The 26,586-nt window shown below is 39.6% G+C and carries 19 protein-coding genes and 1 pseudogene; 13 read left to right on the plus strand and 7 right to left on the minus strand.

Going from position 1 to position 26,586, the window contains the following annotated elements:
- Positions 1–71: 71 nt before the first annotated feature.
- The 3 genes from H5079_RS00905 to pabB all read right to left on the minus strand — a co-directional run bounded on the left by H5079_RS00905 (position 72) and on the right by pabB (position 3,477).
- On the minus strand, positions 72–1,448 hold the full coding sequence (locus H5079_RS00905; protein WP_011327848.1) for an L-serine ammonia-lyase: 1,377 nt from the start codon (positions 1,446–1,448) through the stop codon (positions 72–74).
- A gap of 100 nt (positions 1,449–1,548) precedes the next feature.
- Complete coding sequence (locus H5079_RS00910) at positions 1,549–2,124, minus strand: CoA pyrophosphatase (protein ID WP_011327849.1); 576 nt, start codon at positions 2,122–2,124, stop codon at positions 1,549–1,551.
- Positions 2,125–2,136: 12 nt separating this feature from the next.
- Complete coding sequence (pabB, locus tag H5079_RS00915) at positions 2,137–3,477, minus strand: aminodeoxychorismate synthase component I (protein WP_089368018.1); 1,341 nt, start codon at positions 3,475–3,477, stop codon at positions 2,137–2,139.
- Positions 3,478–3,642: 165 nt separating this feature from the next.
- Between pabB and H5079_RS00920 the strand changes: the two genes are divergently transcribed.
- From H5079_RS00920 to H5079_RS00945, 6 genes are all read left to right on the plus strand, one after another.
- Positions 3,643–5,169 (plus strand): fumarate hydratase, encoded by a 1,527-nt coding sequence (locus tag H5079_RS00920; protein WP_011327851.1) that lies wholly within the window; start codon positions 3,643–3,645, stop codon positions 5,167–5,169.
- 658 nt (positions 5,170–5,827) lie between these two features.
- Positions 5,828–6,868: a Glu/Leu/Phe/Val dehydrogenase gene (locus tag H5079_RS00925; protein WP_089368020.1), complete on the plus strand. Its 1,041-nt coding sequence runs from the start codon at positions 5,828–5,830 to the stop codon at positions 6,866–6,868.
- 123 nt (positions 6,869–6,991) lie between these two features.
- Positions 6,992–7,630 (plus strand): chloramphenicol acetyltransferase, encoded by a 639-nt coding sequence (locus tag H5079_RS00930; RefSeq protein ID WP_080516808.1) that lies wholly within the window; start codon positions 6,992–6,994, stop codon positions 7,628–7,630.
- A 136-nt stretch (positions 7,631–7,766) separates the two neighbouring features.
- Positions 7,767–10,655, plus strand: a complete 2,889-nt coding sequence (locus H5079_RS00935; RefSeq protein WP_182683240.1) for a ligand-binding sensor domain-containing diguanylate cyclase — start codon at positions 7,767–7,769, stop codon at positions 10,653–10,655.
- Between the two features lie 58 nt (positions 10,656–10,713).
- The gene (locus H5079_RS00940) at positions 10,714–11,538 is read left to right on the plus strand and encodes a M90 family metallopeptidase (RefSeq protein WP_011327855.1); all 825 of its coding nucleotides are present in this window, start codon (positions 10,714–10,716) and stop codon (positions 11,536–11,538) included.
- Positions 11,539–11,637: 99 nt separating this feature from the next.
- Entirely contained in the window at positions 11,638–14,820 is a 3,183-nt protein-coding gene (locus H5079_RS00945) for an amidohydrolase family protein (protein WP_086993317.1), read from the plus strand.
- A gap of 127 nt (positions 14,821–14,947) precedes the next feature.
- Here H5079_RS00945 and H5079_RS00950 read toward each other — a convergent pair whose 3' ends face one another.
- Positions 14,948–15,289 (minus strand): hypothetical protein, encoded by a 342-nt coding sequence (locus tag H5079_RS00950; protein WP_011327857.1) that lies wholly within the window; start codon positions 15,287–15,289, stop codon positions 14,948–14,950.
- Between the two features lie 150 nt (positions 15,290–15,439).
- Between H5079_RS00950 and H5079_RS00955 the strand changes: the two genes are divergently transcribed.
- From H5079_RS00955 to H5079_RS00970, 4 genes and pseudogenes are all read left to right on the plus strand, one after another.
- Entirely contained in the window at positions 15,440–16,192 is a 753-nt protein-coding gene (locus H5079_RS00955) for a Nif3-like dinuclear metal center hexameric protein (RefSeq protein ID WP_011327858.1), read from the plus strand.
- 309 nt (positions 16,193–16,501) lie between these two features.
- Positions 16,502–16,825: a YnfA family protein gene (locus H5079_RS00960; RefSeq protein WP_011327860.1), complete on the plus strand. Its 324-nt coding sequence runs from the start codon at positions 16,502–16,504 to the stop codon at positions 16,823–16,825.
- 148 nt (positions 16,826–16,973) lie between these two features.
- A pseudogene (locus tag H5079_RS18365) lies at positions 16,974–17,324 on the plus strand (VOC family protein).
- A gap of 106 nt (positions 17,325–17,430) precedes the next feature.
- Entirely contained in the window at positions 17,431–18,612 is a 1,182-nt protein-coding gene (locus H5079_RS00970) for an MFS transporter (protein WP_182683241.1), read from the plus strand.
- 409 nt (positions 18,613–19,021) lie between these two features.
- Here the strand turns inward: H5079_RS00970 and H5079_RS00975 are convergent, their stop codons facing one another.
- The gene (locus H5079_RS00975) at positions 19,022–19,786 is read right to left on the minus strand and encodes a YdcF family protein (protein ID WP_182683242.1); all 765 of its coding nucleotides are present in this window, start codon (positions 19,784–19,786) and stop codon (positions 19,022–19,024) included.
- Between the two features lie 53 nt (positions 19,787–19,839).
- Complete coding sequence (locus tag H5079_RS00980) at positions 19,840–20,727, minus strand: LysR family transcriptional regulator (protein ID WP_011327866.1); 888 nt, start codon at positions 20,725–20,727, stop codon at positions 19,840–19,842.
- 378 nt (positions 20,728–21,105) lie between these two features.
- Here H5079_RS00980 and H5079_RS18370 point away from each other — a divergent pair, with 378 nt between their 5' ends.
- On the plus strand, positions 21,106–21,171 hold the full coding sequence (locus H5079_RS18370) for a hypothetical protein (RefSeq protein WP_231613568.1): 66 nt from the start codon (positions 21,106–21,108) through the stop codon (positions 21,169–21,171).
- 124 nt (positions 21,172–21,295) lie between these two features.
- On the opposite strand, the gene H5079_RS00990 is transcribed toward H5079_RS18370, so the two are convergent.
- Positions 21,296–23,665, minus strand: a complete 2,370-nt coding sequence (locus H5079_RS00990) for a GGDEF domain-containing protein (RefSeq protein ID WP_182683243.1) — start codon at positions 23,663–23,665, stop codon at positions 21,296–21,298.
- 206 nt (positions 23,666–23,871) lie between these two features.
- Between H5079_RS00990 and pyrC the strand changes: the two genes are divergently transcribed.
- Both pyrC and H5079_RS01000 read left to right on the plus strand, forming a co-directional pair.
- Complete coding sequence (gene pyrC, locus H5079_RS00995; RefSeq protein WP_086993324.1) at positions 23,872–24,924, plus strand: dihydroorotase; 1,053 nt, start codon at positions 23,872–23,874, stop codon at positions 24,922–24,924.
- A 493-nt stretch (positions 24,925–25,417) separates the two neighbouring features.
- Positions 25,418–25,621: a cold-shock protein gene (locus H5079_RS01000; RefSeq protein ID WP_002961702.1), complete on the plus strand. Its 204-nt coding sequence runs from the start codon at positions 25,418–25,420 to the stop codon at positions 25,619–25,621.
- Positions 25,622–26,586 lie beyond the last annotated feature (965 nt).

Raw genomic sequence — 26,586 nt, forward strand, 5'->3', positions numbered from 1 at the left:
CTGTTAAAAGTAGCTAATAAAAAAGGCGCCTGTTTTTAAACAGGCGCCTTTTTTAATTATAATTAAGTGTGTTAACACTCAATTATATTAACGGCTAAACCACCACGAGCGGTTTCTTTATATTTAGTTTTCATATCGTTACCGGTTTCGAGCATAGTTTTAATCACTTTATCGAGTGATACTTTTTGCTCGCCGCTACCACGAATTGCAAGGCGTGACGCATTAATTGCTTTAATCGCGCCCATGGCGTTGCGTTCAATACACGGTACTTGCACTAAGCCACCAACTGGGTCACACGTAAGCCCTAAGTTATGCTCCATGCCAATTTCGGCGGCATTTTCTACTTGCACTACATTACCACCTACAATTTCGGTAAGTGCGCCTGCAGCCATTGAGCAAGCCACGCCCACTTCACCTTGGCAACCTACTTCGGCACCCGAAATAGAGGCGTTCTTTTTATATAAAATACCGATAGCGGCGGCGGTTAATAAATAACGCGTAACTATGTCGCGATCAACTTCTTTTATAAAAGTATGATAATACATAAGTACTGCTGGTAAAATACCCGCTGCGCCATTGGTAGGAGCGGTTACAACACGCCCGCCTGCGGCGTTTTCTTCATTTACAGCTAAAGCAAATAAGTCGACCCAATCCATAGCACGTAGGGGGTCGTTACTTACTTCAACATTAAGTTTTAAATGTAAATTAGGAGCACGACGTTTTACTTTTAAACCGCCTGGTAAAATCCCTTCGGTACGCATACCACGCTCAATACAGGCTTTCATTACCTGCCAAATATTAAATAACTCGTCTTTAATGTCGTTTTCGCTGCGTAGTGTTTTTTCGTTATGCATCATTAAAGTAGATACACTGAAACCCGACTCTTTACACATTTCCAGTAATTCTTGTGCGCTACCAAACGGAAAAGGTGCAGGGTTTTCTTCACGAATATCAAGCGCTGCTTGTTTTTCGTTTTCAAAATCTTGGTCAGTAACAATAAAGCCACCGCCAATTGAGTAATAAATTTGGCTATAAACCTTCTCGCCATTATTAGAGGCAATAATTTCCATTGCATTAGAGTGCTTAGGTAGCGTTTTACGACGGTGAAAAACAATAGCCCCTTGCTTTGGGAATTTAGCCTTATGCGTTTGATTTAAATAAATAACTTGTTCTTTTTCAATTGTGGCTAAAATAGTATCAACCAAATCGGCGTCGATGGTTTCAGGATCATACCCAGCAAGGCCAAGTATTACAGCTTTACCCGAGCCGTGGCCAATACCAGTTTGACCTAACGAGCCATATAGCTCTACTTTAATGTCGGTAACGTTTGCTAATAATTGTTTTTCTTGTAGGTCATTAACAAATAAACGAGATGCGCGCATTGGGCCAACGGTATGTGACGAAGAAGGGCCAATACCAATACTAAACATATCAAATGCACTTATCATAATGTGTCTCTTCTGTGTTTACTCAGCACTAGGCTGCTTTTTTGAACGGTCGTGTATAGTAACGCTAAATTGTGACTATGTAACCATTAATCAAGAACATTTAAACTGGTAAGGCGAGTTGTTTTGTAAAGTTTTTAATGATGCTTGCAGTTGCACCCCAAAGTAAACCATGTGGGGTATTGTAACCATATAAAATAATGGTTTTACCAAAACGCTGAAAAGGCAGGGGCTGCCAATTAGCCTCGTTAGTTAAATCACGCAGTGGTAATAAAAAACTAGCTTGTACCTCATTATGATCGTTCTCCCAAATAGTGTGTTTATTAAGCATGCCAACAAAAGGGCTAATGTTAAAGCCGGTGAGTGTTGAGTACAAAGGTAATTGGCCAAATACTTTAACATTACTGGGCGTAATATTTAGCTCTTCATGTAGTTCACGCAGGGCAGTAGTGCGAAGCGTAATATCACTTGCTTCAAACTTACCACCGGGCAAGCAAATTTCACCGGGATGATGGTGCAAATAAATAGGGCGCTTACACAGTAAAATATGCGCATGATCATCTACATCAATAAGCGGCAACATGACTGCGCTGGCACGCTTTTTAGGGGTATCTATTCCTTGATCTGGCGCTGCCGTAGGGCTTAACTGAAACCGCGCTATAATGTGTTCACTATTCAAAGCGACCTACTGTTATAATAATGGAAGTATTTTATTTACTTTATCGTATGTTTCTTGATATTCCAATGCAACTTTAGAATCAGCTACTATGCCACCACCGGCCCAGCAGTGTATTTGTTGAGCGTGGCATACTAAAGTACGAATAGTAATGCTGGTATCCATGTTACCACAAGCACTTAAATAGCCTATTGAACCACAATAAATACTGCGACGATGCGGTTCAAGTTCTTCAATAATCTCCATTGCTCTCACTTTAGGCGCGCCAGTAATCGAGCCCCCAGGAAATGCTGCAGCGAGTTGATCAACCGCCGTTTTACCCTCTGCCAATGTGGCAGTAACTGTACTAACTAAATGATGCACCGCCGGAAAGCTCTCAATAGCAAATAACGAGGGCACCTGAACCGATCCTGGTTTGGCTACTTTACCTAAATCGTTTCGTAATAAATCAACAATCATTACATTTTCGGCGCGATCTTTGGCAGAGTTTGCCAATAATTGTGCTTGTTGGGCGTCTTGCTGCGGATCCGCTTTTCGCGGTAACGTGCCTTTAATCGGCTTAGTTTGCACTTGATTATCGCTTACTAATATAAAACGCTCCGGAGAAATAGACAAAATTGCGCCTTGCGGATGGTTTATAAAGCTAGAAAACGGCGCTTTATTCGCAGCTGTTAATTTAACGTAGGCAGCCCAAGGCGAGCCTTCATATTGGGCACTAAAACGTTGTGCTAAATTTATTTGATAGCAATCGCCTGTTTTTAAATAATCTTCAATTACGGCAAATTTTTGCGCATAATCAGCGCGGCTCATATTAGATTGCCACGCAGTTTTAAGTGCAAAGCTAGGCATAATGGCAGGTTGTGCTAAATACTGCTGATAAAGTGCTAAGCGATTAACCTTAGGCTGGGCAATATAAAACCAACTGTTTTGTTGTTTATCGTATATGAGTGCATCTAAGTACAAGCCAACGGCCATTTGTGGCAAGTCTATATCGTTTATAGCGCTACTTGGGAGGTTTTCAAGTGTGCGGCCTAAGTCATAACCCAAATAACCCAGCCAGCCACCACTAAAGGGTAGGTTGTTGGCCGCTTTGTTGTTATTAAGTTTTAGCAGTTCGCTGTTCATTATTTCAAAGCAGCTTCTTGCATCGGGTTGGTTATTTAAAATACTGAGGTTGTTTTGTACTTCCAGTGTGCTTTTGGGCTCGATGGCAATAATATCAAAACGACTGTCTACATGCTCACTATTGGCCGAATCGAGTAAAATGGCATAAGGCAAGTGGGCAAAATGCGCAAATACATCAATACAGCTTTGTGTTATGGCTAATTTTATACAATTATTTTTATTGTTTAGCATTTACTACCCCTTTAAGAACTGGCTCGAAACGGGCGAGGAGGGTATCATAAGTCAAATTTTTTTGGCAGCGTTTAGTTGCTTCCCAAATTAAAAACAGTGCAAACCACCGTCACCGGTTTGATATAGCTTACGCGACCCCGCGTAACGGTAACTTAAGGAACCACTATGAGTACAATCCGTCAGCAAGACTTTATAGATAGCATTGAAGATGCTTTGCAGTATATTTCCTTCTATCATCCCCTTGATTTTGTTCAAGCGCTTGAAAAAGCCTATAACAAAGAACAAAGTAAAGCAGCAAAAGATGCCATCGCACAAATTCTAATTAACTCGCGTATGTCGGCTGAGGGCAAGCGTCCGCTTTGCCAAGACACAGGTATTATTACCTGTTTTGTTAAAGTAGGTATGGATGTTAACTGGGATAAAACCGATTTAACCGTTCAACAAATGGTTGATGAAGGCACACGCCGTGCATACTTAAATCCAGACAACCCGCTGCGCGCCTCTATTGTTGCAGACCCTGCAGGTACTCGTAAAAACACCAAAGACAATACCCCTTCAGTTGTACATATAGATTTAGTAGCGGGCGGTAAGGTTGAAGTAATGGTAGCGGCTAAAGGCGGCGGCTCTGAAAACAAAAGTAAAATGGTTATGTTAAATCCATCTGACGATGTGGCAGAATGGGTAGAAAAAACGCTACCTACAATGGGCGCAGGCTGGTGTCCGCCTGGCATGCTAGGTATAGGTATTGGTGGTACGGCTGAAAAAGCGGCAGTAATGGCTAAAGAGTCGTTAATGGATCCGGTAGATATTCATGAATTAATGGAACGCGGTGCAGAAACCACAGAAGAAAAGCTACGTTTAGAAATATTTGAACGTGCTAATAAATTAGGTATTGGCGCACAAGGCTTAGGCGGTTTAACAACGGTTGTTGATGTTAAAATTAAAACAGCACCAACGCATGCAGCGTCAAAACCGGTCGTGATGATCCCTAACTGTGCGGCTACTCGCCACGTACACTTTACCCTTGATGGTTCAGGCCCAGCAAACCTAAAAGCACCTAAGTTAGAAGATTGGCCACAAGTAACCTTTGAAGTGGGCGAAGGCACACGTCGTGTTGATTTAAATACCTTGACCAAAAAAGATGTGCAAGAGTGGAAAATGGGTGAAACTGTTTTACTTTCGGGTACTATTTTAACGGGTCGAGATGCCGCGCATAAGCGTTTGCAAGACATGATCAACTCAGGCGAAGGTTTACCTAAAGGCGTAGATTTTGATAATAAATTTATTTATTACGTAGGCCCAGTAGATGCTGTACGTGACGAAGCAGTTGGCCCAGCGGGTCCGACAACGGCTACGCGTATGGATAAATTTACCGATATGATGCTAGAAAAAACCGGTATTGTAGGCATGATAGGTAAAGCAGAGCGTGGCCCTGCTACGGTTGAGTCTATTAAGCAGCATAAGTCAGTGTACTTAATGGCAGTTGGCGGCGCGGCGTATTTAGTATCTAAAGCAATTAAAAAAGCACGTGTTGTTGCTTTCGAAGATTTAGGTATGGAAGCCATCTACGAGTTTGAAGTAGAAGATATGCCGGTAACAGTCGCTGTTGATAGCGAAGGTGCTAATGCGCATACGCAAGGCCCTGCAATTTGGAAAGCTAAAATTGAAGAGCTAGATAGCAAGCTAAAGTAATCTAACTTACTAATATACAAAGCGAGCCCTGTGCTCGCTTTTTGTTTAACTTAAACTAAGTAACCTGATCTCTGGATAATAAACCTATCTCAAGCAGCTATTTTCAGCGCTAACTGCGTTGAATTCACTTGCAATAGGCCAGCTATTGACGCGTGAATTCGTCTTGTTTTCACTGATAATCTCTGGCTAGAGAAAATAAAGATAAATATAACTATGATTCAATATGTTAGTAAATCTCTTAACCAGAGTTCAGGTTAAATAACCTGTTCTACTCCCCGTAATTTAATTTGCTTAGCAAAAGAGTGAACAGCTCTGACCAGTTCTCTTAAACCACCCCCTTTTTAAGGCAAACCTATGTAGCATAAGCGTTTGCATATTATGCTTGCGTGTAATTTAAACTTTACAGTTATTAGTTGCGTTACGTTCACGTAAGCGTAAACCTTGCGGTGTTTGTTATTTTTAGCTTTTAATACTTGATTGCTTTACCTTTGTGGAATTTTTATGTGCACTTACCATTAAAGCTGGCTATTTAATTCAATGCTGTTTTGCGCTTGGGTTTATCCTCTCGTGGTATAGCGAAGCGTTATCCGAAGTGATAAAGTCTCGGCAATTTCATGCATGCATACCCTTTAGGGTTAACTATTTCGGAGTATTTAAAGTGGTTGTGTTTAATCAAGTTGAATTTGATAACCATGAACAAGTGGTTTTTTGTACTGATAAAGAGTCGGGTTTAAAAGCAATAATTGCGGTACATAATACTAACCTAGGTCCGGCAGTGGGCGGATGTAGAATGTGGGATTATGCAAATGATGAAGATGCCGTTTACGACGTGCTGCGTTTATCCAAAGGCATGACCTATAAAAATGCAGTTGCGCGCTTGCCATTTGGTGGCGGTAAATCTGTGATTATTGGTAATGCTAAAGAAATTAAATCTGAGCAATTATTCCGTGCTTTTGGTCGTCAATTAGAGCGATTAAACGGCAGCTACTATTCTGCTGAAGATGTAAATATCAACTGCGACGATGTTGCAATGATGAACAAAGAAACCAGTTATGTACTTGGCCTTGAAGGCAAAAGTGGTAACCCATCACCATTTACAGCATACGGTACGTTTTTAGGTATAAAAGCGGCATTAAACCATCAGCGTGGTCATCAAAACTTTGCTGGTATTAAAGTAGCAGTACAAGGGTTAGGGACTGTTGCTTATACTTTATGTAAGCATTTGTCAGAGGCAGGCGCTGAGCTATATGTTACTGATATTAACCAAGCAGCAATTGACCGTGTTGTTAATGAATTTGGTGCTACAGCCGTTGGCATTGACGAAATTTACGATTTAGACGTAGACGTGTACGCACCTTGTGCACTAGGTGCAACTATAAACGATGCAACTATACCGCGCCTTAAAGCTACTATAATTGCAGGCTGTGCCAATAACCAGTTGGCACAATCGCGCCATGGTGAAATTATTCGTGAGAAAGGTATTTTATATGCACCAGATTACGTAATTAACGCCGGTGGTATTATTAATGTTTATTATGAAACGCTACCAGAAGGGTACAGTGCTGCTGCGTCAAATAAACATGTTGAAGGTATTTTTGATACCCTAACTGAAATTTTTGCGCGTAGTGAAAAAGAGCAAAAATCTACGCATTTAATTGCTGATGAGCTTGCACAAGAGATCCTTAAAAACGGTCTTTAATCGGCTAAATAAGTTAACCGTAAATATTAGGGCGTGCAATTGCACGCCTTTTTTTTGTTTATACGTTAAACTTAATTTTTTATTTTATGTGTTTATTTATCTATGTCTTCTTCGCCTGTTTCTATGCAGCCTATTGATTTTGATAGCTGGCCCCGTAAACAACATTTTGAGTTGTTTAAACACTTTTCTCAACCTTACTTTAATGTGTGTGTACAGCTAAACGCGAAGGCCTTATATAATTACTGTAAAGCGCATCAGCTGTCTTTTTTTCAGGCCTATACTTATGCCACACTTAAAGCGTGCCATGCGTACCCGCCAATTATGCTGCGTATTATTAATGATAAGCCATGGCTACTAAGTAACACCCGCGCTAGTGTGGTTGAGCTGGCAGCAGATGACTCGTTCAGGTTTAGTTACTTTAGTGATAAGGCCAACTTTACTGAGTTTGCCGTGCATGCCAGCGCAGTTAGTTTTAATGCTAAATCGCAGCCTTTATTTTCTGACGCCTTTGCACAAACCGAAGGGCAGGCCGACTTAATTCATATTTCGGTATTACCTTGGCTAAATTTTAGTGCTTTTTCGCATGCGTTTAGTGAAGGGAAATGTTTAGGGATCCCTAAATTTGTATTTGGTCAGCTTAATAAACAGCAGCAAACTATGCCCTTAGCTATTGATGTACATCACTCTTTAATGGATGGTTTACACGTAGCAAAGTTTATAAACATTTTACAAGATACATTTGATAACTTTTGTAAAGATTAGTTAATGAAATGCTACTGCAGGCTGTGGTAGTATTTTCTTAGTTTAGCTGGTTTTGGTTGGTTTTTAATCACTTAGGATTGCGTTAAATTTAGTGGGTAATACTAATTAATCAATAATAATTATAAAGGTCGCAGTGATGAAGCATTTAGGGATTTTATGTGTATTTTTCGTCATGTTCACGTGTCAGGTGCAGTCACAAACTCGTTTACCTTTAAGTGATTATTTTTTTGAAACATGGAATACCCGCTCAGGCCTGCCTCACAATAGTATTAATAGCTTAGCGCAAACTCAAGACGGTTATTTATGGATAGCAACATGGGAGGGTTTAGCGCGCTTTAATGGCCAAGAATTTAAACTATTTACTCGCGCTGAAATAAATAATCTTCCCGACTCAGGGCTTCGTGCACTTACTCCTACCGATGACGGCGGCTTATTAATAGCCGGTGCAAGAGGTGGTATCAGCTTATATCAATATAGACAGTGGAATACTCAGCCGAGTGCCTCAGCTATGGTTAATCACATAATTAAAAGTAACGATGACGGGTTTTGGCTGGCATTAGAAAACGATGGCGTATTTTACCGCGGGGCTAATAGTAAACACGATCAGGCCATTGTTCATAATGTTAGCGCCTATCGTGTGCTTGAGGATGCCAATGGCGTTATTTGGGCTGCTACTAGCGATGGTTTATATAAAATTGTTGATCAGCAAGCAAGCTTAATAACAGCCGATGATGGGCTACCCAATGCAGCAGTTTATACTCTACTACTTACTCGCCAAGGGAAATTAATTATTGGCAGTGAGCGCGGCGCTTATATTCTCAAAGACGCAGTATTTACTGCCATCCATCCACAGCTTAGTGCTGAGTCTATTTCTAGTTTATTAGAAGATAACCATGGTGATTTGTGGTTTGGCACTATTAATAAAGGTGTTTTTCGACTCAGTGTGGCTGGGCTTGAGCAATTAGATGCGAAAGGCGGACTCCCTGCTAATAGAATATTGTCTTTATTACAAGATAGAGAAAACAGTATTTGGGTGGGCACTAATGCCGGGCTGTTTAGATTAAGGGAGGCGCCATTTACCGCCTGGACTACTAAGCGGGGTTTAGCTGGGGATTACGTGCGAACGGTATTATCGCACTCCGATGGTAGCTTATGGGTAGGGAGTAGTGCCGGCCTTAACAAAATTAAAAATAATAATGTAACTCAAATAGAAGGTGCTAAAGAAGGTTCTCCCTATTCGGTATTGAGTTTACTGGAGGGCGAGGATGGCGATGTATGGATAGGCACTTATACATCGGGTGTATTAAAGGTCAGTAATAATAAAATAACGCCTTATTTAAATCGTAGTAATGGCCTTGGGAGTAACGAAGTAAGAGGGCTATTACTCGATTCCAAACAGCGATTATGGATCGGCTCTGCTATGGGGTTAACGCGAGTTGAAAAAGATGGCTCATTAGTGCAATTTACCAATGAAAAAGAGCTGCCTAGCGGTTTTATTTTAGCACTCAGTGAAGATAACAAAGGCAATGTTTGGATTGGCACCGGCAATGGGGTTGTGGTGTTTAATATACTAACTGAGCAATTTAGTGCTATAAGCTTTCCAGCGCAATTTGCTGCCGAGTATGGATTTGGTTTTTATTTCGATGACGACTACACATGGATGACGACAGATCGTGGATTAATGCGCTATGAGCACAGTGCGGGCAAAATGGCTATTTTAGGGCGGGAGCAAGGGCTGCCAGTCGATAAGTTATTTCAAATTGTGGCTCATAAAGATTCATTTTGGTTATCGAGTAACCGCGGGGTTATTCAGGTTGATCGCCAGCACGTTAATCATGTTCTTGATGAAAAACAAAAAAATATAAATATTCCACTCGTATTTCAACTTTATGACGAGGGCGATGGCATGCTCAGTGCACAAGTTAATGGCGGCTCGACCCCATCAGCAACAGTGCATAAAGATGGCACTATTTGGTTTGCTACTGCAAAAGGAGTAAGCGCGCTAAAACCTGAGTTATTGCAAGCATCAAGCAAAGTAGATTTGCCTACTATGATTGAGAGCTTTAGCGTTAACGGCAGAGCAACAGCGCTCCCATTAGATGGTGAAACAGTATTATTGCCGCCTAATGTTTCAAGATTATCTTTTCAGTATGCGGGTTTGAGTTTTATTATGCCGCAGCGTTTAAGTTTTCAAACACAGTTAGAAGGTTTTAATAAAGAGTGGGTAAACCGCCAGCACATCACAGGTGCAGAATACACCAACTTACCTGCAGGTAAGTATACGTTTAAGGTGCGCGCCGGTTATCCAAATACGCAATGGCAGCAAAATGAGCAAGAAATTCGCTTTGTAATTCAAGCACATTACTGGCAAAAGTTGAGCTTTAAATTAATGCTGTTTTTTACTTTTTTAGTCACTATATATGCTGTTTATAAGTACCGCTTATATCATTATAAAAAAGTAGAGGCAGAGCTAACTAAACGAGTAGAAAAGCAAACACAGGACCTTCAAGAACAGGCAAACGCCTTTGCTTATCAAGCCACTCACGACCAACTTACTGATATGCCAAACCGGCGCGCTTTCGATAGTTGGTTAGCAACAAACTTTGCCACATATAAGCAGCAAAATAAAATATTAGCTATTGCTATCATGGATATAGATCACTTTAAGCGGGTGAACGATGGCTGGTCACATATTGTTGGCGATAAAGTTATTTGTGAAATAGCCAAAATACTCAAATCGCATTGCGAAGGTGAGCAGCAAGTAGCTCGCTGGGGCGGGGAGGAATTTACCTTAGTGTTTCCTAACAAAACTGCAGCAGAAGCAAAACTCATGTGTGAACTATTACGGGAAGAAATTGCAAATAACGATTTTTCAGTAATTGCTGCTGGGCTGCATCAAGTAACCGCGAGTTTTGGTGTTTCTGATTCTAATAATATAGACGATTACGACCGACTTTTATCAGGAGCCGATCAGGCATTATACAAAGCCAAAAACGGTGGCCGTAATCGCACCGAAATCATGTAATTGAAAAGTGCCTCAGTCGCACACATATAGAGAGTATACATTGAGCGAAGGCATCAGCATGATAAATGGATTGTTAATTGTTATCTTAATTATTTTTGTGGTTATTTTTTGGCGTTGGCCAGCTATTCAAAATAGATTATGGCAACGTAAATATAAAACTCTTGAGCTTAATTCGCAGCAAAAAGATATTTTACTGCGTTGTATGCCTATTTATAAAAAAATGACCGATGCTGATAGAGCAAAGTTAGAGCGTCATATTATGTGGTTTTTAAGTGAAAAACGCTTTGTAGGGTGCGATGGCTTAAAACTAACAGGTGCAATGAAGCTAATTGTAGCAGCCGATGCCTGCTTGCTTGTGCTCAATAAACCTTGGCCACTTTACAAAAATGTAAAAGAAATACTCCTCTATCCAAGTGCTTATTATGCGCCGCAGTTAACGCGTGATAGCGCTGGCTTAGTTAGCTATCATAATGCAATTAGGCTAGGTGAGTCGTGGCCAGGTGGTACATTAGTACTCAGTTGGCACGACGTTCTTGAGGGAAATAGATTACCCAGTGATGGCCATAATTTAGTGTTTCATGAATTTGCGCATCAGCTAGATCAAGAAACCGGCAAAACAACCGGTACGCCGTTACTTAAAACAGCAGCCGAGTATAAAGAATGGGGGCGTGTATTTAGTCGTGCCTTTAACCAGTTAAAAAGTCATGTTGCTTATAGTATGGAGCATGTTATTCATAGTTATGGCGCGACTAATGAGGCTGAGTTTTTTGCGGTGATCACCGAAACCTTTTTAGAGAAGCCGGCAGAACTGCGCCGATATGACCCTGAAATTTATCGCTTGCTGGTGGACTATTATCAATTTGACCCTATAGTCTGGCATTAATTTACGGCATTTCATCTTATAACGCTGGCAACTTGTCGGCGTTTTTGTTGCAATCATGTAAGAGAGTTACATAGAGCAACAATAATAAGTGAGAATTGCATGAAAAAAATGCTGCAAACGGTGCTAGCTTTATCTGTGTCATTGGCACTAGGCAACGCACAAGCCCAACAAGACGATGAGCCAAAATGGCAAGTAGATTCACCTAAAGGGCAATTTGTAGATGCCACCATTAGTGTTGATCAAGGCACATGGATGAACCTAGATATTAGCCCTGATGGTAAAACACTGGTGTTTGATTTACTTGGCGATATTTATACTATGCCAATAAGTGGCGGCAATGCCACACAACTTACCTCAGATATTGCATGGCAAATGCAACCGCGCTTTAGCCCAAATGGTAAACACATTGCTTTTACCTCAGATCAAGGTGGCGGCGATAATATTTGGATTATGGATTTAAACGGCGAAAACCAAAGTGCAGTAACCGACGAAACCTTTCGCTTATTAAACAGCCCTGCATGGAGTCCTGATGGCGACTACCTAGTTGCACGTAAACACTTTACCGCAAGTCGCTCATTAGGGGCAGGCGAAGTATGGCTTTATCATAAAGCGGGTGGTAAAGGAGTACAGCTTACCAAGCGAGCTGACGATCAAAAAGATTTGGGTGAGCCGATGTTTTCGCCCGATGGTCGTTATGTATACTTTTCGCATGATGCAACACCAGGTAAAACCTTTCACTATTCAAAAGACTCTGTGGCGGGAATTTATAAAATAAAACGTTACGACCGTGAAACCGGCGAAATTGAAACGGTGATTAGTGGCATGGGTGGCGCAATAAGACCAACCCCCTCACCCGATGGTAAAAAGCTTGCTTATATAAAGCGTGACGACTTTCAAACTAGCCTGTACTTATACGACTTAACTAGCGGTGAGCACACTAAACTGTACGATAAGTTAGAACGCGATATGCAAGAAACTTGGGCTATTCATGGTGTTTACCCCACGATTGCTTGGACGCCAGATAATCAACAACTGGTATTTTGGGCTGGTGGCACAATACATAAACTCGATGTTAGCGATAAATCGGTAGAAACCATTGCTTTTAAAGTACAAACCACTAAAAAAATTCAAAAAGCAGTGCGTTTTACTCAAAACCTCGATACTGATGAGTTTGATGTAAAAATGCTGCGTAACGTACAAATTAGCCCCGATGGTGAAACGGCTATTTTTGAAGCGTTAGGACACATTTATAAACGTGATTTAGAATCAGGTAAAATTAAGCGTTTAACCAAACAAACCGATCATTACGAGTTATTTGCGCAGTACTCGCGCGATGGCAAAAAAATAGTGTACACCACGTGGGACGATAACGAGCAAGGTCAAGTACGTGTGGTTTCTGCGAGCAGTGGCCGTGGTGACACCATAACTGAGCAACCGGGTAAGTACGTTGAGCCTACCTTTAGCCCAGATGGTAAAACAGTGGTTTATCGCAAAGCCACCGGTGGCAGTATTTTAAACCCTAAGTGGTCACTAAACCCAGGAGTTTACAGCGTAAGTACTAAAGGCGGCAAAAGTGAGTTAATTTCAAAAAATGGCTATCAGCCACAGTTTGGCGCAGCTAACGATCGAGTGTACATCATGAGCCCGTGGCCAAAACCAACGCTGAGTGTAGTAGAGCTTGATACTAAAAAAGTGCGTAAGCTTTACGAATCTGAGCATGCCACCGAATTTAGAGTATCGCCAGATGGCCAATATCTTGCGTTTGCTGAGCGCTTTAAAGTATTTGTAACACCGTTTGTAGAAAGCGGTAAAACGCTTAATATTAGCCCTACAGACAACCAATTTCCTATTGAGCAGTTATCTGTTCGTGCGGGAGAAAATATTAGCTGGAGCGCTAATAGCAATAAACTGTATTGGACTTTAGGTCCTGAGCTTTATCATGCCAGCCTTGAGGGTATGTTTGCTATTAATAAAGCTGACGATAAAGACTTTAAAGTAAAAAGTGGCGATAACATTAGTTTTAGTAAAAAAATGGCTGAGCCAAAGGGCATGATAGCTCTAACGGGCGCTAAAATTATTACTATGGATGGCGAAAAAGTTATTGAAAATGGTGTGATTATCACCGATGGTAAGCATATAAAAGCCATTGGTACAGCCGCTGAAGTAAGCATTCCCAAAGGTGCTAAAGTAGTTGATGTAACGGGCAAAACGATTATGCCAGGGATAGTCGACGCCCACGCACATGGCTCGCAAGCAAGTGATGAAATTATTCCACAACAAAACTGGAAAAACTTTGCAGGGCTTGCATTAGGTGTAACTACAATTCACGACCCATCAAACGACACCTCAGAAATATTCACCGCCAGTGAAATGCAAAAAGCAGGCATGATAGTTGGCCCGCGTATATTCTCTACCGGTACTATTTTGTATGGCGCCAATATGCCAGGGTATACCTCGCATATTGACTCGTTAGATGATGCTAAATTTCATTTAGAGCGTTTAAAAAAGGTTGGCGCGTTTAGTGTTAAATCGTACAACCAACCACGTCGCGAGCAACGCCAGCAAGTAATAGAAGCGGGGCGTGAACTGCAAATGATGGTAGTACCCGAAGGTGGCTCATTACTACAACATAACCTAAGTATGATAGTAGATGGGCATACAGGCATTGAGCATTCAATTCCGGTAGAGCATATTTACGACGATATAAAACAGCTGTGGTCACAAAGTGATGTAGGTTATACACCAACGCTTGTTGTAGCCTATGGCGGTATTTGGGGCGAAAATTACTGGTACGATAAAACGGATGTGTGGAATCACCCACGGTTAAGTAAATTTGTGCCTAAAAACCAATTATTACCGCGCTCAATGCGCCGCGTTAAAGCACCCGAGCATCACTATAACCATTTTAACAATGCCCGCGTAGCTGCTGAGCTGCAAGACCTAGGTGTACTAGTTAACTTAGGAGCGCATGGCCAACGTGAAGGTTTAGGTGCGCATTGGGAAATGTGGATGTTTGCCCAAGGTGGCATGACCCCACTTGAAGCAATTAGAGCCTCTACACTCGATCCAGCTAAGTACTTAGGGCTAGATAAAAACGTCGGATCGCTAGAAGTAGGTAAACTTGCTGATTTAATGGTAATTGATGGCGATCCGCTAAGTAATATCCGCGACTCAGACAAAATTGACTACACCATGATCAACGGCCGCTTATTTAATGCCGCAACTATGGTTGAGGTGGGTAAAAAACAGCGTAAACCACTTTATTTTGAAAACAACAAATAACATTTAAAGTTAGAGTTTAAATAACGTTAACGCATTTAAAAGCGGCTAACTTAGTGTTAAGTTAGCCGCTTTTTTTAGGCATAAAAAAACCGCTTAACGCGGTTTATTTTAAAATCACATTAGGATGTTAAACAACACCGCGCGGTAAACGGCAATCGTGCTCTTTACGCGCTAATTCTACAATCCAAAACTCTTCAGCTGTATAACCGTCTTCATTTTCGGTAACAACAGTAAATGGTGCTTTTTTCTGTGCTTTAGCAGGCGCAGCCACTTTAGTTTTTTTCGTTTTAGCAGTTTTGCCAGAAGTTAACTTTTTAGTTAACTCTGCTACATCAGCTAGGCGTAAATTTTTGCCGCCATCGATGCTGTACCAGCCTGGTTTTGTAGTGATTTCAGGTTTTTTACCGTTGGCAGCTTCATACGCTGATTCAAAGGCAGATAACACTGCTGTTTTGTCTAGTTTGCTCATTAGAGACCCTATACGTTGTTAACACAGATAAAGAAGTCCTATTTATACCTATTTTAAAAGTGTTTTTCAATTTTTTGCGATTTTCCTTCCATTTTAGCTCATAAACAGCCAAAATTTGCACAAAATTCAGTGTTAAGTAAGGTAGCTTGTATGCAACGTCGAGAATTTAACCAGCTGTTAAATGACATTTTAAAACCCCACACAATTAATGATTTTTGCCCAAATGGCTTACAAATTGAAGGCAAAAATGAAATTAAAACCATAATTACTGGTGTTACTGCAAGCCAAGCACTGATTGATGCTGCAATAGAAAAAAATGCTGATGCAATATTAGTGCACCATGGTTATTTTTGGAAAGGCGAATCGCAACCAATTACAGGTATGAAAAAACGCCGCATTGGTGCGTTATTAGCAAATGACATTAACTTATTTGCTTATCATTTACCGCTCGATATACATCCGGTACTTGGTAATAACGCACAATTAGCACTGTTGCTAGATATTGAAATTGAAGCGGGTTTAGAGCCTGTTGCAAACAGCGTAGCAATGAAAGGGCGTTTAAAAACACCGTTAACGGGTGAAGAGTTTGCCAATAAAATAGCTCAAGTGTTAAACAGATCACCACTGAGCAGTTTAGTACGAACAGATAAAATAGAGACAATTGGGTTATGCACCGGTGGCGGGCAAGGTTACATTGACCTAGCTGCAGAGCAAGGCCTTGACGCCTACTTAACTGGCGAAGCCTCGGAGCAAACTATTCATAGCTCGCGCGAGCAAAATATTGATTTTTTTGCCGCAGGGCACCACGCCACAGAGCGCTACGGCATTAAAGCATTAGGTGAGCTACTCGCTCAAGAGCATGGTTTTGACGTCACATTTATTGACATAGATAACCCAGTATAAATAGTTAAAAATGCAATAAATATAAAATCATCATTAGCTCTCATGGCTTTGGTAAACAATACAAAAAACCATATTAATACATGTGTTAGTGAAGGTTGCGGCTGGGTGGTTTTTACTAAATACAAAGTGACAGGTAAAGCTTAAGCTATAAATCTTAAGCTACTAACCTATGAGGCTATTTTATATTTATGAGCTGCTTTAGATTTAAGTCGTGATCGCGTTTTTGGGGAATGCTTGAAGCCGTTTTTCTATAACTAGAAACTTCAGAGCCTCGAATATAAGTAATGAGAGGAGTCACTTTTGAGCGAAATGAAAATATTTGGTCTTTTTTTAATTACGGCTTTGGCAGAAATTATTGGCTGTTATTTACCATACCTTTGGTTGCGTGAGGGGAAATCGGTTTGGTTACTGGTTCCTGCAGCCCTCAGCCTGGCTATATTTGCTTGGTTATTGTCGTTGCATCCAGCCGCTGCAGGTAGGGTTTATGCTGCTTATGGTGGCGTGTATATTTTCATGGCTATTTTGTGGTTGTGGGCTGTTGATGGTATTCGTCCAACTACATGGGATCTTGTGGGGTCTGGTGTAGCACTTGTAGGTATGGCTATAATAATGTTTGCTCCACGTAGCGTATAACAATAGTATCAGAGGTGGTAGTTTCCATCACGGAAAATAAAAAACACCTATTTTAAGGTTTGTAATTGCAGCGTAGTTAGTAAAGCTGCACATATCCGGAAATTACCATGTCTAAATCAGTTCAACCGCACATTAAAATGTAGCTCTAATCGTTAAAAACTACGATGATGCTATCGCGTTGTATACTAAAAAACTTCAATTTACACTCCTCGAAGATACTGATTTAGGTGGCGGGAAGCGCTGAGTTTAGGTTTATCTTCCCTATTCTAATGGTACGAATTTACTAGGAGCACAAACGAGCAGACACAAGCTGTTGGTAACCAAACCGGTGGAATTTTTACAGACCAACGATTTCTGGCGAGACTATGAGCTAATGAAAGCAAATGATGTTGTATTTAATGAAGAGCCATGAGTTGAAGAGTATGGCACAGTAGTGTTTTTTCAAGACCTATATAGTAATAAATGGGATTTACTGCAACTCAACAGCACAACCAAATAGTATGCACTTAACACTAGACTATAGGAACAACAGCTGTTTTCACCACACACTTAATCTGGCAGCATCTAAGCCAATAAATTTAAAAAGTTAAGAACCGATAAAAATTATGAGCACTGAAAATATTTCTCAAAAAACCGCTAGCTTATTCCCATGGCTGATTATGATCTTGATGTCGTCAGTGACCTTTGTAGGGATATTATCGGAGCTGATGCCCTCAGGTGTTATGCCTTTAATGATGGCCGATCTCAATATTAGTGAGATGCAAACAGGTAATTTGGTGGGCTACTACGCCATTGCTTCAGCGATATTTGCAATTCCGCTCATTTCAATGACGATGCAATTTAATCGCAAGCACTTACTGCTGCTTTTGTTGAGTGGCTTTGCCGTTTCAAACATTGTGGTTGGGCTGATTGATAATTATAACGTTATTATTTTTCTTAGAATTATCGGAGGCATTTGTGCAGGTGTGATGTGGCCAATGATTGCAGCTTACGGTATGCGACTGGTAGATGAGGAACATCATGGCAAGGCTATTGCGGTTATTATGGCAGGCACCACGCTGGGAATTAGTATTGGTATGCCCATAATGACGACTATTGGCAATGAATATGGTTGGCGAAGTGAGTTTATTGGCTTTGGGCTGGTTATTATTGCTATTGCAGTTATTAGCTTTTTTGCTTTGCCTTCTGCGCCCGGTGAAAAGCTGAGCAAAAGCTCCTCACCTTTTGCGGTATTAACAAATCCAGCTGTACTAGTTATTCTCGTGCTTACCTTGCTTGGTGTAACCGCACATTATGGTGCCTATGTTTACATTACAAGCCTGGTTGAGGAAATTGGTTTAGCTGGTGGGATTGAAAGTGCTTTATTGTTTTTTGGTATAGGTTCGATGATTTCTGTTTTTTTAGCTATAAAACTTATCGATAAATACCTGCGGCTATTAACAATAACCATGTTTGCATTACTTATTGTTTCTATGCTCACATTACTAATGTTTGGCAAAGTAAAAGGTGTAGGGCATTTTGCTTTTTTTATCTGGGGTCTTTCATTTGGTCCCTTAGTCACTTTAATGCAGGCCGCCGTTAGCAGGCAGGTAAAAAATGCTAAAGATGTTGCTACTTCAGTTCAGTCTTCGGTATTTAATTTATCCGTTATGATCGCATCTTCTGTTGCTGGGCTGCTGCTGGGGATTTATTCACCTATGAGCTTGGTGTACTTTGCCGTTGCTTTATCTATTCCGGGTATTATTATCTCATTTTTTGCGAAGAAAACTTTAAGTAAAGTGTTTTAGAAAAACTTATTGATGCTAAGAAAATAAAATCTATACAGTTAAAGTGAAGTGGCCAATTGAAAGGTTGTGTAGCTAATATTACTCCCTCTAGTGCCGGATGATGATGGTTATAGTTATAGCTTGTTCATGCAGTAAAATGGCCTAAAGTGAGCTCCCTATGTATCTGCTTTAGCATTTGGAATTTGACTCTAAGCGCGATGGAAAGTCACTGCTTGTTGCTTAACAAAGTAATCAAAGCTGTCTTTGGTAAGTGCACTAACACGTGTAACTTTGTGGGATGTTATGTGGCGCATTGGCAAAATGTACGACACACGTTATTGGCAAAAGAGTTATAAATTAATAAAACCGGACACTTATTTAAGTAATCCGGTTTAATACACTATTTGTAATTTACTGTGTTGAACTTACGTTAAAGTGCTTCTGGGTCTATCCAACGGCGCATGCTGATCCACGCTTTACCCACTACCTCATGGCTGTATTGTGTTACTACATGCAAAGCTTGGGCATTTGGTACGAGTTGTTTGTGCCAAGGTAATACAGCAAAGTTATGATAGTCAGTTGCCGCTGTTATTACCTCAACACCTTGGGCGTTAAATAAATCTTTTGCGCGCGGCATATGTAAAACTGAAGTAACCAATGCCACTTTGTAGTCAACTAATGTGGGGGCTAATAATCTTGCTTCGGCTGGGGTATCCATAGCCGCTGGATTTTGCACTAAGCGATTTTTATTAATGCCTAAATTTATTGCTGTGTTATACATTAAGCTACTATTAGTGACTTTTTGGTATCCGCCGCCCGATATAATAAGTTGTGCTTTTGGGTAGAGTTTGGCTAGCTTTATGCCTTCGACTAAACGAGTAAGTGCGCAGTTGCCAAGTTGGTTATTAGCACTTAAAGCCGTGTTGGGGTTAATGTCGCAACCGAGTACGACTATTTTGTCAATTTTTGGCTGTTTTAATGAATTAAATGCCAGTGCGGGTGACTCGTTATTTTTTATAATTAGGTTAGCAACCAGCGGTGTGCTGACTAAAAGCAGCGCCGCTAAGCTTATAAAAGATAAAAATAAAGCAGATTTTTTACCTCTAAATGCCAAAAGTAGCATAATAAGGGCAAATAGACCCAATAAAGGCAGTGGCATTAATAAACCACCCAATAATTTTTTAATGGCAAACATAATGAGTAATATAAAAAGCTAAGTTAGCTTTATATTACTCATGTGTAAGATGTTTATCGACCGTTATTTAACTTACAGGTATTTAAAAAGTGACGATAAACAGGGTTGTCTTTCATTTCTTTCTTCATCGCTAAATACATAGGGCGAGTTAAGCCTAATGCTCCTAGCGGAATTGACTTAATTAATCCTTGGCTTTCGTAAGGTGTAACCAGCCAGTCGGGTAATGCAGCCACGCCCATGCCCGCACTAACGAGTTGAAAAATAAGTAATCCCTGGTCAACTGTTTTAAGTGTGCCATCAAAACGGGCATTTTGAATAAAGTGTTTAAAAATATCTTGGCGTTCGCGCGGAATAGGGTAGGAAATAATAGTTTCGTTTTTTAAATCAAGCGCAGTTACATAGGCTTTTTTAGCAAGATCATGGTCGGGGGCAACAATGAGCTTTAATTTAAAGTCGAATAAATGGGCGTATTCTAGCTGGTCGGGTTCGCGTATATCTGAGGTGAGCACTAGGTCAAGTTCATCACTTAATAAATCAGGGATGGCGTCGTAGCTAAAACCGCGTTCGTAATCAATTTTTATATCGGGCCAAAAATTATTAAATTCTTTAATTGTTGGCAATAACCAATGAAAGCACGCATGGCACTCAACACTTAAGCGCATTTGTGAAATAGGCTGGTTTAAACTTTCTTTTAAGCGGCACTTGGTTGCTTCTACTTTTGGTAATATTTCGTGGGCTAATTCAAGTAATAGCATACCTTGGGGGGTAAATCGTACTGGTTGGGTTTTTCTCTCGAACAATTGGCAGTCTAATTTGTTCTCTAAATCTTTGATTTGATGTGATAAAGCCGATTGTGTTAAAAATAACTCACGTGCGGTATTAACCAAAGATCCCGTTTCTTTTAAGGTAGCAATGGTTTTTAAGTGTTTAAGACCAATCATCTTTAAAAATTCTCATGAAAAAGGTGAGTTTAACTCAGAGTAAGCACATATTACGCTTTTACAAAAAACGTTTCAACGTCTAGAAGGCTGTTAATTGTGTTTTATTAGTAACCTCTATGCTTAACATTAAGTTTTTTAATCATGAAAGTCATTTTAAAATAGATTTGATGGATTTTGCATGAGTTTAGCTCATGTTGGGTTTTGGTGTGATTACTAAAAATATTGTGGGCGAGCATGGATTTATTACAAAGGTTTGAAATGTTGATTACCCGAATGACACTGACCAAGTGTATTAGGATATTAATACAGCTAAGATGCCCAGTATTGCATGGATAAAAAGCAATTATTCACAAAGCAGCTAAAGCACCGGTTGCGCGTTTGTGGATAAATCCAGATTGTGGTTTAAAACCAGATCATGGGACAAGCACTTACCAACATGGTTAAAACAACCAAAGAGCTGCGTGAAGAGTTAAAGGTTAGATCTACACCTTAAAAATGTAGCTTACGTATATTACTTATATAAAAATAATCGTAAAAATAAGCCAGCAATAATTAGCTGGCTTTTTTATTATAGTGGGGCGTTGATTAGTAAAATAGCTTCTTGGGCTGTTACCGGTTTTGATTTTAAATAGCCTTGCCCGTAATTGCACTGCGTAGTTTGTAAAATAGCGAGTTGCTCAGCAGTTTCAATCCCCTCAGCAACCACTGCAAGATTAAGTGATATTGCTAGCGACAAAATAGCATCAACGAGTGGGTTGGCTGAGTCATGTAAGTGATCAATAAAGCTCTTATCTATTTTTAAAATATGAATAGGTAGCTGATGTAAGTAACCAAGCGCTGAGTAACCTGTACCAAAGTCATCAAGGCAAAGCTTTACTTTTAATGGCGATAAGCCTTCAATTATTTGCGTAGCTAAGTCTAAATTTTCGATTAACCCCGATTCAGTAATTTCTAAACACAAAGATCCCAGCGGGAGCTGATATTTATTATAAATAGCGTGAATTTGTGCCACAAAATCTAAACTGGCAAAGTGACGAGACGATACATTAACGGTGACTTTTAAAAACCGGTGTCCTTGTTGATGCCAAGTGCTAATTTGTTGTGCGGCTAAATCTAATAAATGTAAGTCTAAATTAATTATTTGCCCGGTTTTTTCAGCAATTGGGATAAAGTCATTTGGCGGTACAAACCCTTTACTGGGATGATGCCAACGAACAAGTGCTTCAAAACCGATTACTTCACATGTTGCAATGGTAAATATAGGCTGAAAATACAGCTCAAACTCATTGTGCTCTATACCGTGTTGTAAGTCGTTTTCAATATCGGCATGTGTTTTAAGCTTTTTGCGCATAATATTATTAAATAGCTTAACTTGTCCGCGTCCTGTCGATTTAGCTTCGTACATAGCTGCATCAGCTTGTTGCAATAAAATATAGGCTTTGTCGTTTTCGTTATCACTTAATGCTACGCCAATACTTGTAGATGCTTGTAATAGGTGGCCGTCAATATTAATTGGCTTTGAAAGGGCAAGTTGTATGCGTTTGAGCGCATCCGTTACCTGATTGCGGTGAGTGATGTTTTCCATAAAAATAGCAAACTCATCGCCACCTAAACGTGAAAATGTGTCGGTATTGCGCACCGTGCCTTTAATTAATTGGCATATTTTTATTAAAAAGTGATCACCAACTTCATGACCAAGTGAATCATTAATACTTTTAAAGCGATCAAAATCTAAATAGAGTAAGGCGTGGCTAGTGCCTTTTTTTGCTCTTGCAAGGCGTAAAATAGCATGCTTAATTCGCTCAATAAGTAATGAGCGATTAGCTAGACCAGTGAGGTCATCGTGCAGGGCGCGGTGCTCTAGTTCTTGGCGAGCTAATTGGCGATCAATCGCCATACTTATTTGTCGGCTAACATAGGTCAGCAGCGCATTATCGTGTTGACTGTAATGTAGTGCTTTATCGTAACTTTGCACTACTATAACACCGCTATGGCGATCGTTTACCCTAAATGGGACACCTAACCAAGATTCTGCGCGCCTACCCACCATTTTAAAATGCTGTTGTTCTACATGGTGTAAAAACTCACTATTAGTGAGCAGTAAAGATTGCTCCGTAACTAATAAATAATACGAGGCAGTGTCTTTTAATTGCTCTTTTGAAATTTTTTGATGGCTGTTGGTTTTAATGCCTTCTTCAACAATATAAACAATATCTAACACGTCAATTTGTTTATCGTATAGCGCTATAAAAAAGTTATCGGCAGGGAGTAAACTATTAATAATTAAATGCAGCGATTCAAAAAAAACGTCTAAATTTTTAGCTTTATAAGTTAAGTTTGCAATTTGCAGCAGGCTATTTTCTAACTTTTGGGCATTATTTAATTGTAAAACCGTTGTTTGTAAGCTGTTTACCGTATTAACTTGGTTTATTTTGGCACTTAATAAGTGAGCAACCGTAGTGAGTATTTCGAGGTGCGAGTTAGTAAAGTAATTTTTAATTGGGTGCTCACAATCTATTACCCCTAAAACATGATCTTTGTATATAAGTGGAACACATATTTCAGATTGAGCAGGGCGCTCATCAGCAATATAGCGGCTATCTTTGGTTACATCGCCAATCATGATTGCTTTAGCTGTGGTTGCTACATAGCCGGTGATACCTTCATCAAAGCGGATCACTTTTCTCTGTGCTTGATATTCTTTGCGCTCACTGGCAACGCCCATAGAAGCGGCTTGAATAAGCGTTAAATTGGCAGTATCAGCAAGATAAATAACACAATCAACAAAGCCAAGCCTATTAATCACTTGGGTAGTTACATATTCAAATAGCTCATCAAGCGTATCTAATTGCAGCAAGCTTGAAGAGAACTGATTAATTATACTCAGCTGATCGGTTTTAACTTCGAGCGCTGTAGTGATATCTACTTTGTTAGGCATAGCAAATAATGTAGTTCTTAGTTAAGTATAAATACGGGTACTAATTTAACATGGTATTAACTTTCCTACAAAACAAAATGATAATTGCTTTATGTAAACTGTAAAGTTTAATTGCAGCGCTACAAAGGTTGATTATTTATAATAAGATCTTTACTCGAAAACGTCCTATGCCTATGATCGGATAAATTTAGCTTAGGGACCAACTCATGACCGTTAAAAATACAGACTCTGCAGCAACACTCACTATTACCAGGCCAGATGATTGGCATGTACACTTACGTGATGGTGATCAATTAAAAGACACGGTTCGTGATATTAGCCGTTATATGGGTCGAGCAATTATTATGCCTAATTTAATGCCGCCAGCAACTTGTACAGATACGGCATTAGCATACAGAGAACGTATAATGGCTGCAGGCCCACAAGGCAATTTTGAGCCTTTAATGGTGCTATACCTTACAGATAAAACAACCCCAGATGAAATAATAAAAGCCAAAGCAACTGGCAAAATAGTTGCAGCAAAACTATATCCGGCAGGTGCAACAACAAATTCAGACTCAGGTGTTACCTCAATTAAAAATATTTACCCTGTTTTAGCTGCAATGCAAGACGTAGGCATGCTGCTTTTAATACACGGTGAGGTGACAGATTCGTCTATTGATATTTTTGACCGTGAAAAAATATTTATCGAAACGATTTTAGGTGATGTAGTAACTGACTTTCCTGAGCTAAAAATAGTACTTGAGCATATTACAACCAAAGATGCGGTAGAGTTTGTAACTAATGCGCCGGATAATGTTGCAGCAACAATTACTGCTCATCACTTACTGTACAATCGCAACCATATGCTGGCAGGGGGCATTCGCCCACATTATTACTGTTTACCTATTTTAAAACGTAATATTCACCAACATGCTTTAATGGCTGCTGCAGTAAGTGGTAATAAAAAATTCTTTTTAGGTACTGACTCAGCGCCTCATTATAAAGATAAAAAAGAAGCTGCGTGTGGTTGTGCAGGAGCTTATACCGCACATGCTGCTATTGAGTTATACGCAGAGGCATTTGAAGGCGCTGGTAAACTAGACAAACTGGAAGGCTTTGCAAGCTTTTTTGGACCAGACTTTTATGGCCTTGCACGTAATAAAGATACCATTACTTTAGAAAGAAGCCCGTGGCAAGTGCCTGCAAGTTATACGCTTGGCGACTCACAAGTAGTACCTATAAAGGCAGAGGATACAATTGACTGGCAAGTTAAGTAGCCTGGTTGCTCACAATACCTAAAATTTTTAAAGCCGTTTAGCTTAGCTAAGCGGCTTTTTCATTTTTTAAACGGAGTTTAAAGTTTAGGTAGAATCAGCTGGTAATTTTAGAAAAGCGCTTTAGATTTATTGTTAGATGATTATAGAAAATACTAAAGCGTTTAATAGTATCGCCAGCAAGGTGACAATTACAGGATAAAATCTATATTTATTTGCTTTTAAATTAACCGTTTAAGAAAAAAAATCAGAAACAACGCATTATTGATAAATATTTTCTAATTAATAGAGCGAAATAAAATTTAATGTGCTAATCTTAACTTGCTTTGAGTTTTTGCCTAATGAATTTACGGATGTTGTGCTGCGTTTAAGGTTACCGGTTTGGTTATTACTTCTTCCTGTACTGTACCTCCATATTTTTGAGCATTGATTCAAGGAGGATATTGCCATAATAATATGGCTGAATTTTAATTATTGACTTACAGGAAAATTTAGTATGTCGGTTACTGGTAAAGTAAAGTTTTTCAACGAAGCTAAAGGCTTTGGTTTCATTGAACAAGAAAATGGTCCTGACGTGTTTGTACATTTCAGCGCAATCACTGGTTCTGGTTTTCGCACTCTTAGCGAAGGTCAAGCAGTGACATTCAGCATCAAGCAAGGTCAAAAAGGCCCTGAAGCTGAGAACGTAGAAGCAGCATAATTTATTATGTGAACCTTCGTTCAACGTGGTGAAACAGGCTACTGTTTCACCATAATTTTCTTTTTAAATAATTCACATTCCCGCAAATAAAATCCAAATATTTATCTCCAAATATTAACTTCCAAATATTTTAATTATCACTTATCAGCTTAAACACTCTGTTGTTATGCGTCATTTTAATAATTACAATTTTTAAAAATTCCATTACTCAATAAATAAAATCATTCTTTATGTATTTGCTATTTATAGTTTAAATAACCACAAACACAGCAAATCATGGATTATAAAGTTTAATGGTAATATTATTAAAAAAGATTAAATAGCTTCTTCACTGTGTTGAAAGTAACTTAAAAAGAGTAACTAATTTTTGTTTGTGCGTAGTTAATTTAAATCCCCCTTCGTTATTTACTCCCACTGAATTTAAAGCAGTTTTAATAAAAGGTCGTCAAAGTTATTAAAAGTAACTTGTGTACGCATGTAAGTTGCGTATGTAAGTGCTGCGAGCGAACAAAGGCGCTACAACAGGATATTACAAACTACCAGCCTCATAGTTTAAGGGGGAAGCACTCCTTAGCTTTAATGCTGTGTTAATCAATCCACATCACTTTAAATTAATAAAAAATGATCAGACTATAGAATTAAATCATCACTAGCTGCGTTAAAAGTAATTTTTAGTCACCACACGAGCGTACTAAGTGAAAGTGATGGCAAAGTAATGATTCAGAACAACGAAATATAAAGCCTTGATTAAGAACAAGAGGCTTGCTCGTCATTAAAATAACCCTTTAAATTAAGCATATTAATATTATTGCCTTAGGGGATGTAGTAATTATCAACTACTCTAAAATAAGCCTGCAGATACCGCTTTAGTAGCAAACATTAAAAATAAACATTGTGCTAATAGGGTGGTAATGATTGATATTATTTTTGCATTTTAAAAAATGGATAAGCCATATTTATTGTTT

The organism is Pseudoalteromonas sp. SG44-5 (assembly GCF_014164175.1).
GTDB classification, from domain to species: domain Bacteria; phylum Pseudomonadota; class Gammaproteobacteria; order Enterobacterales; family Alteromonadaceae; genus Pseudoalteromonas; species Pseudoalteromonas nigrifaciens.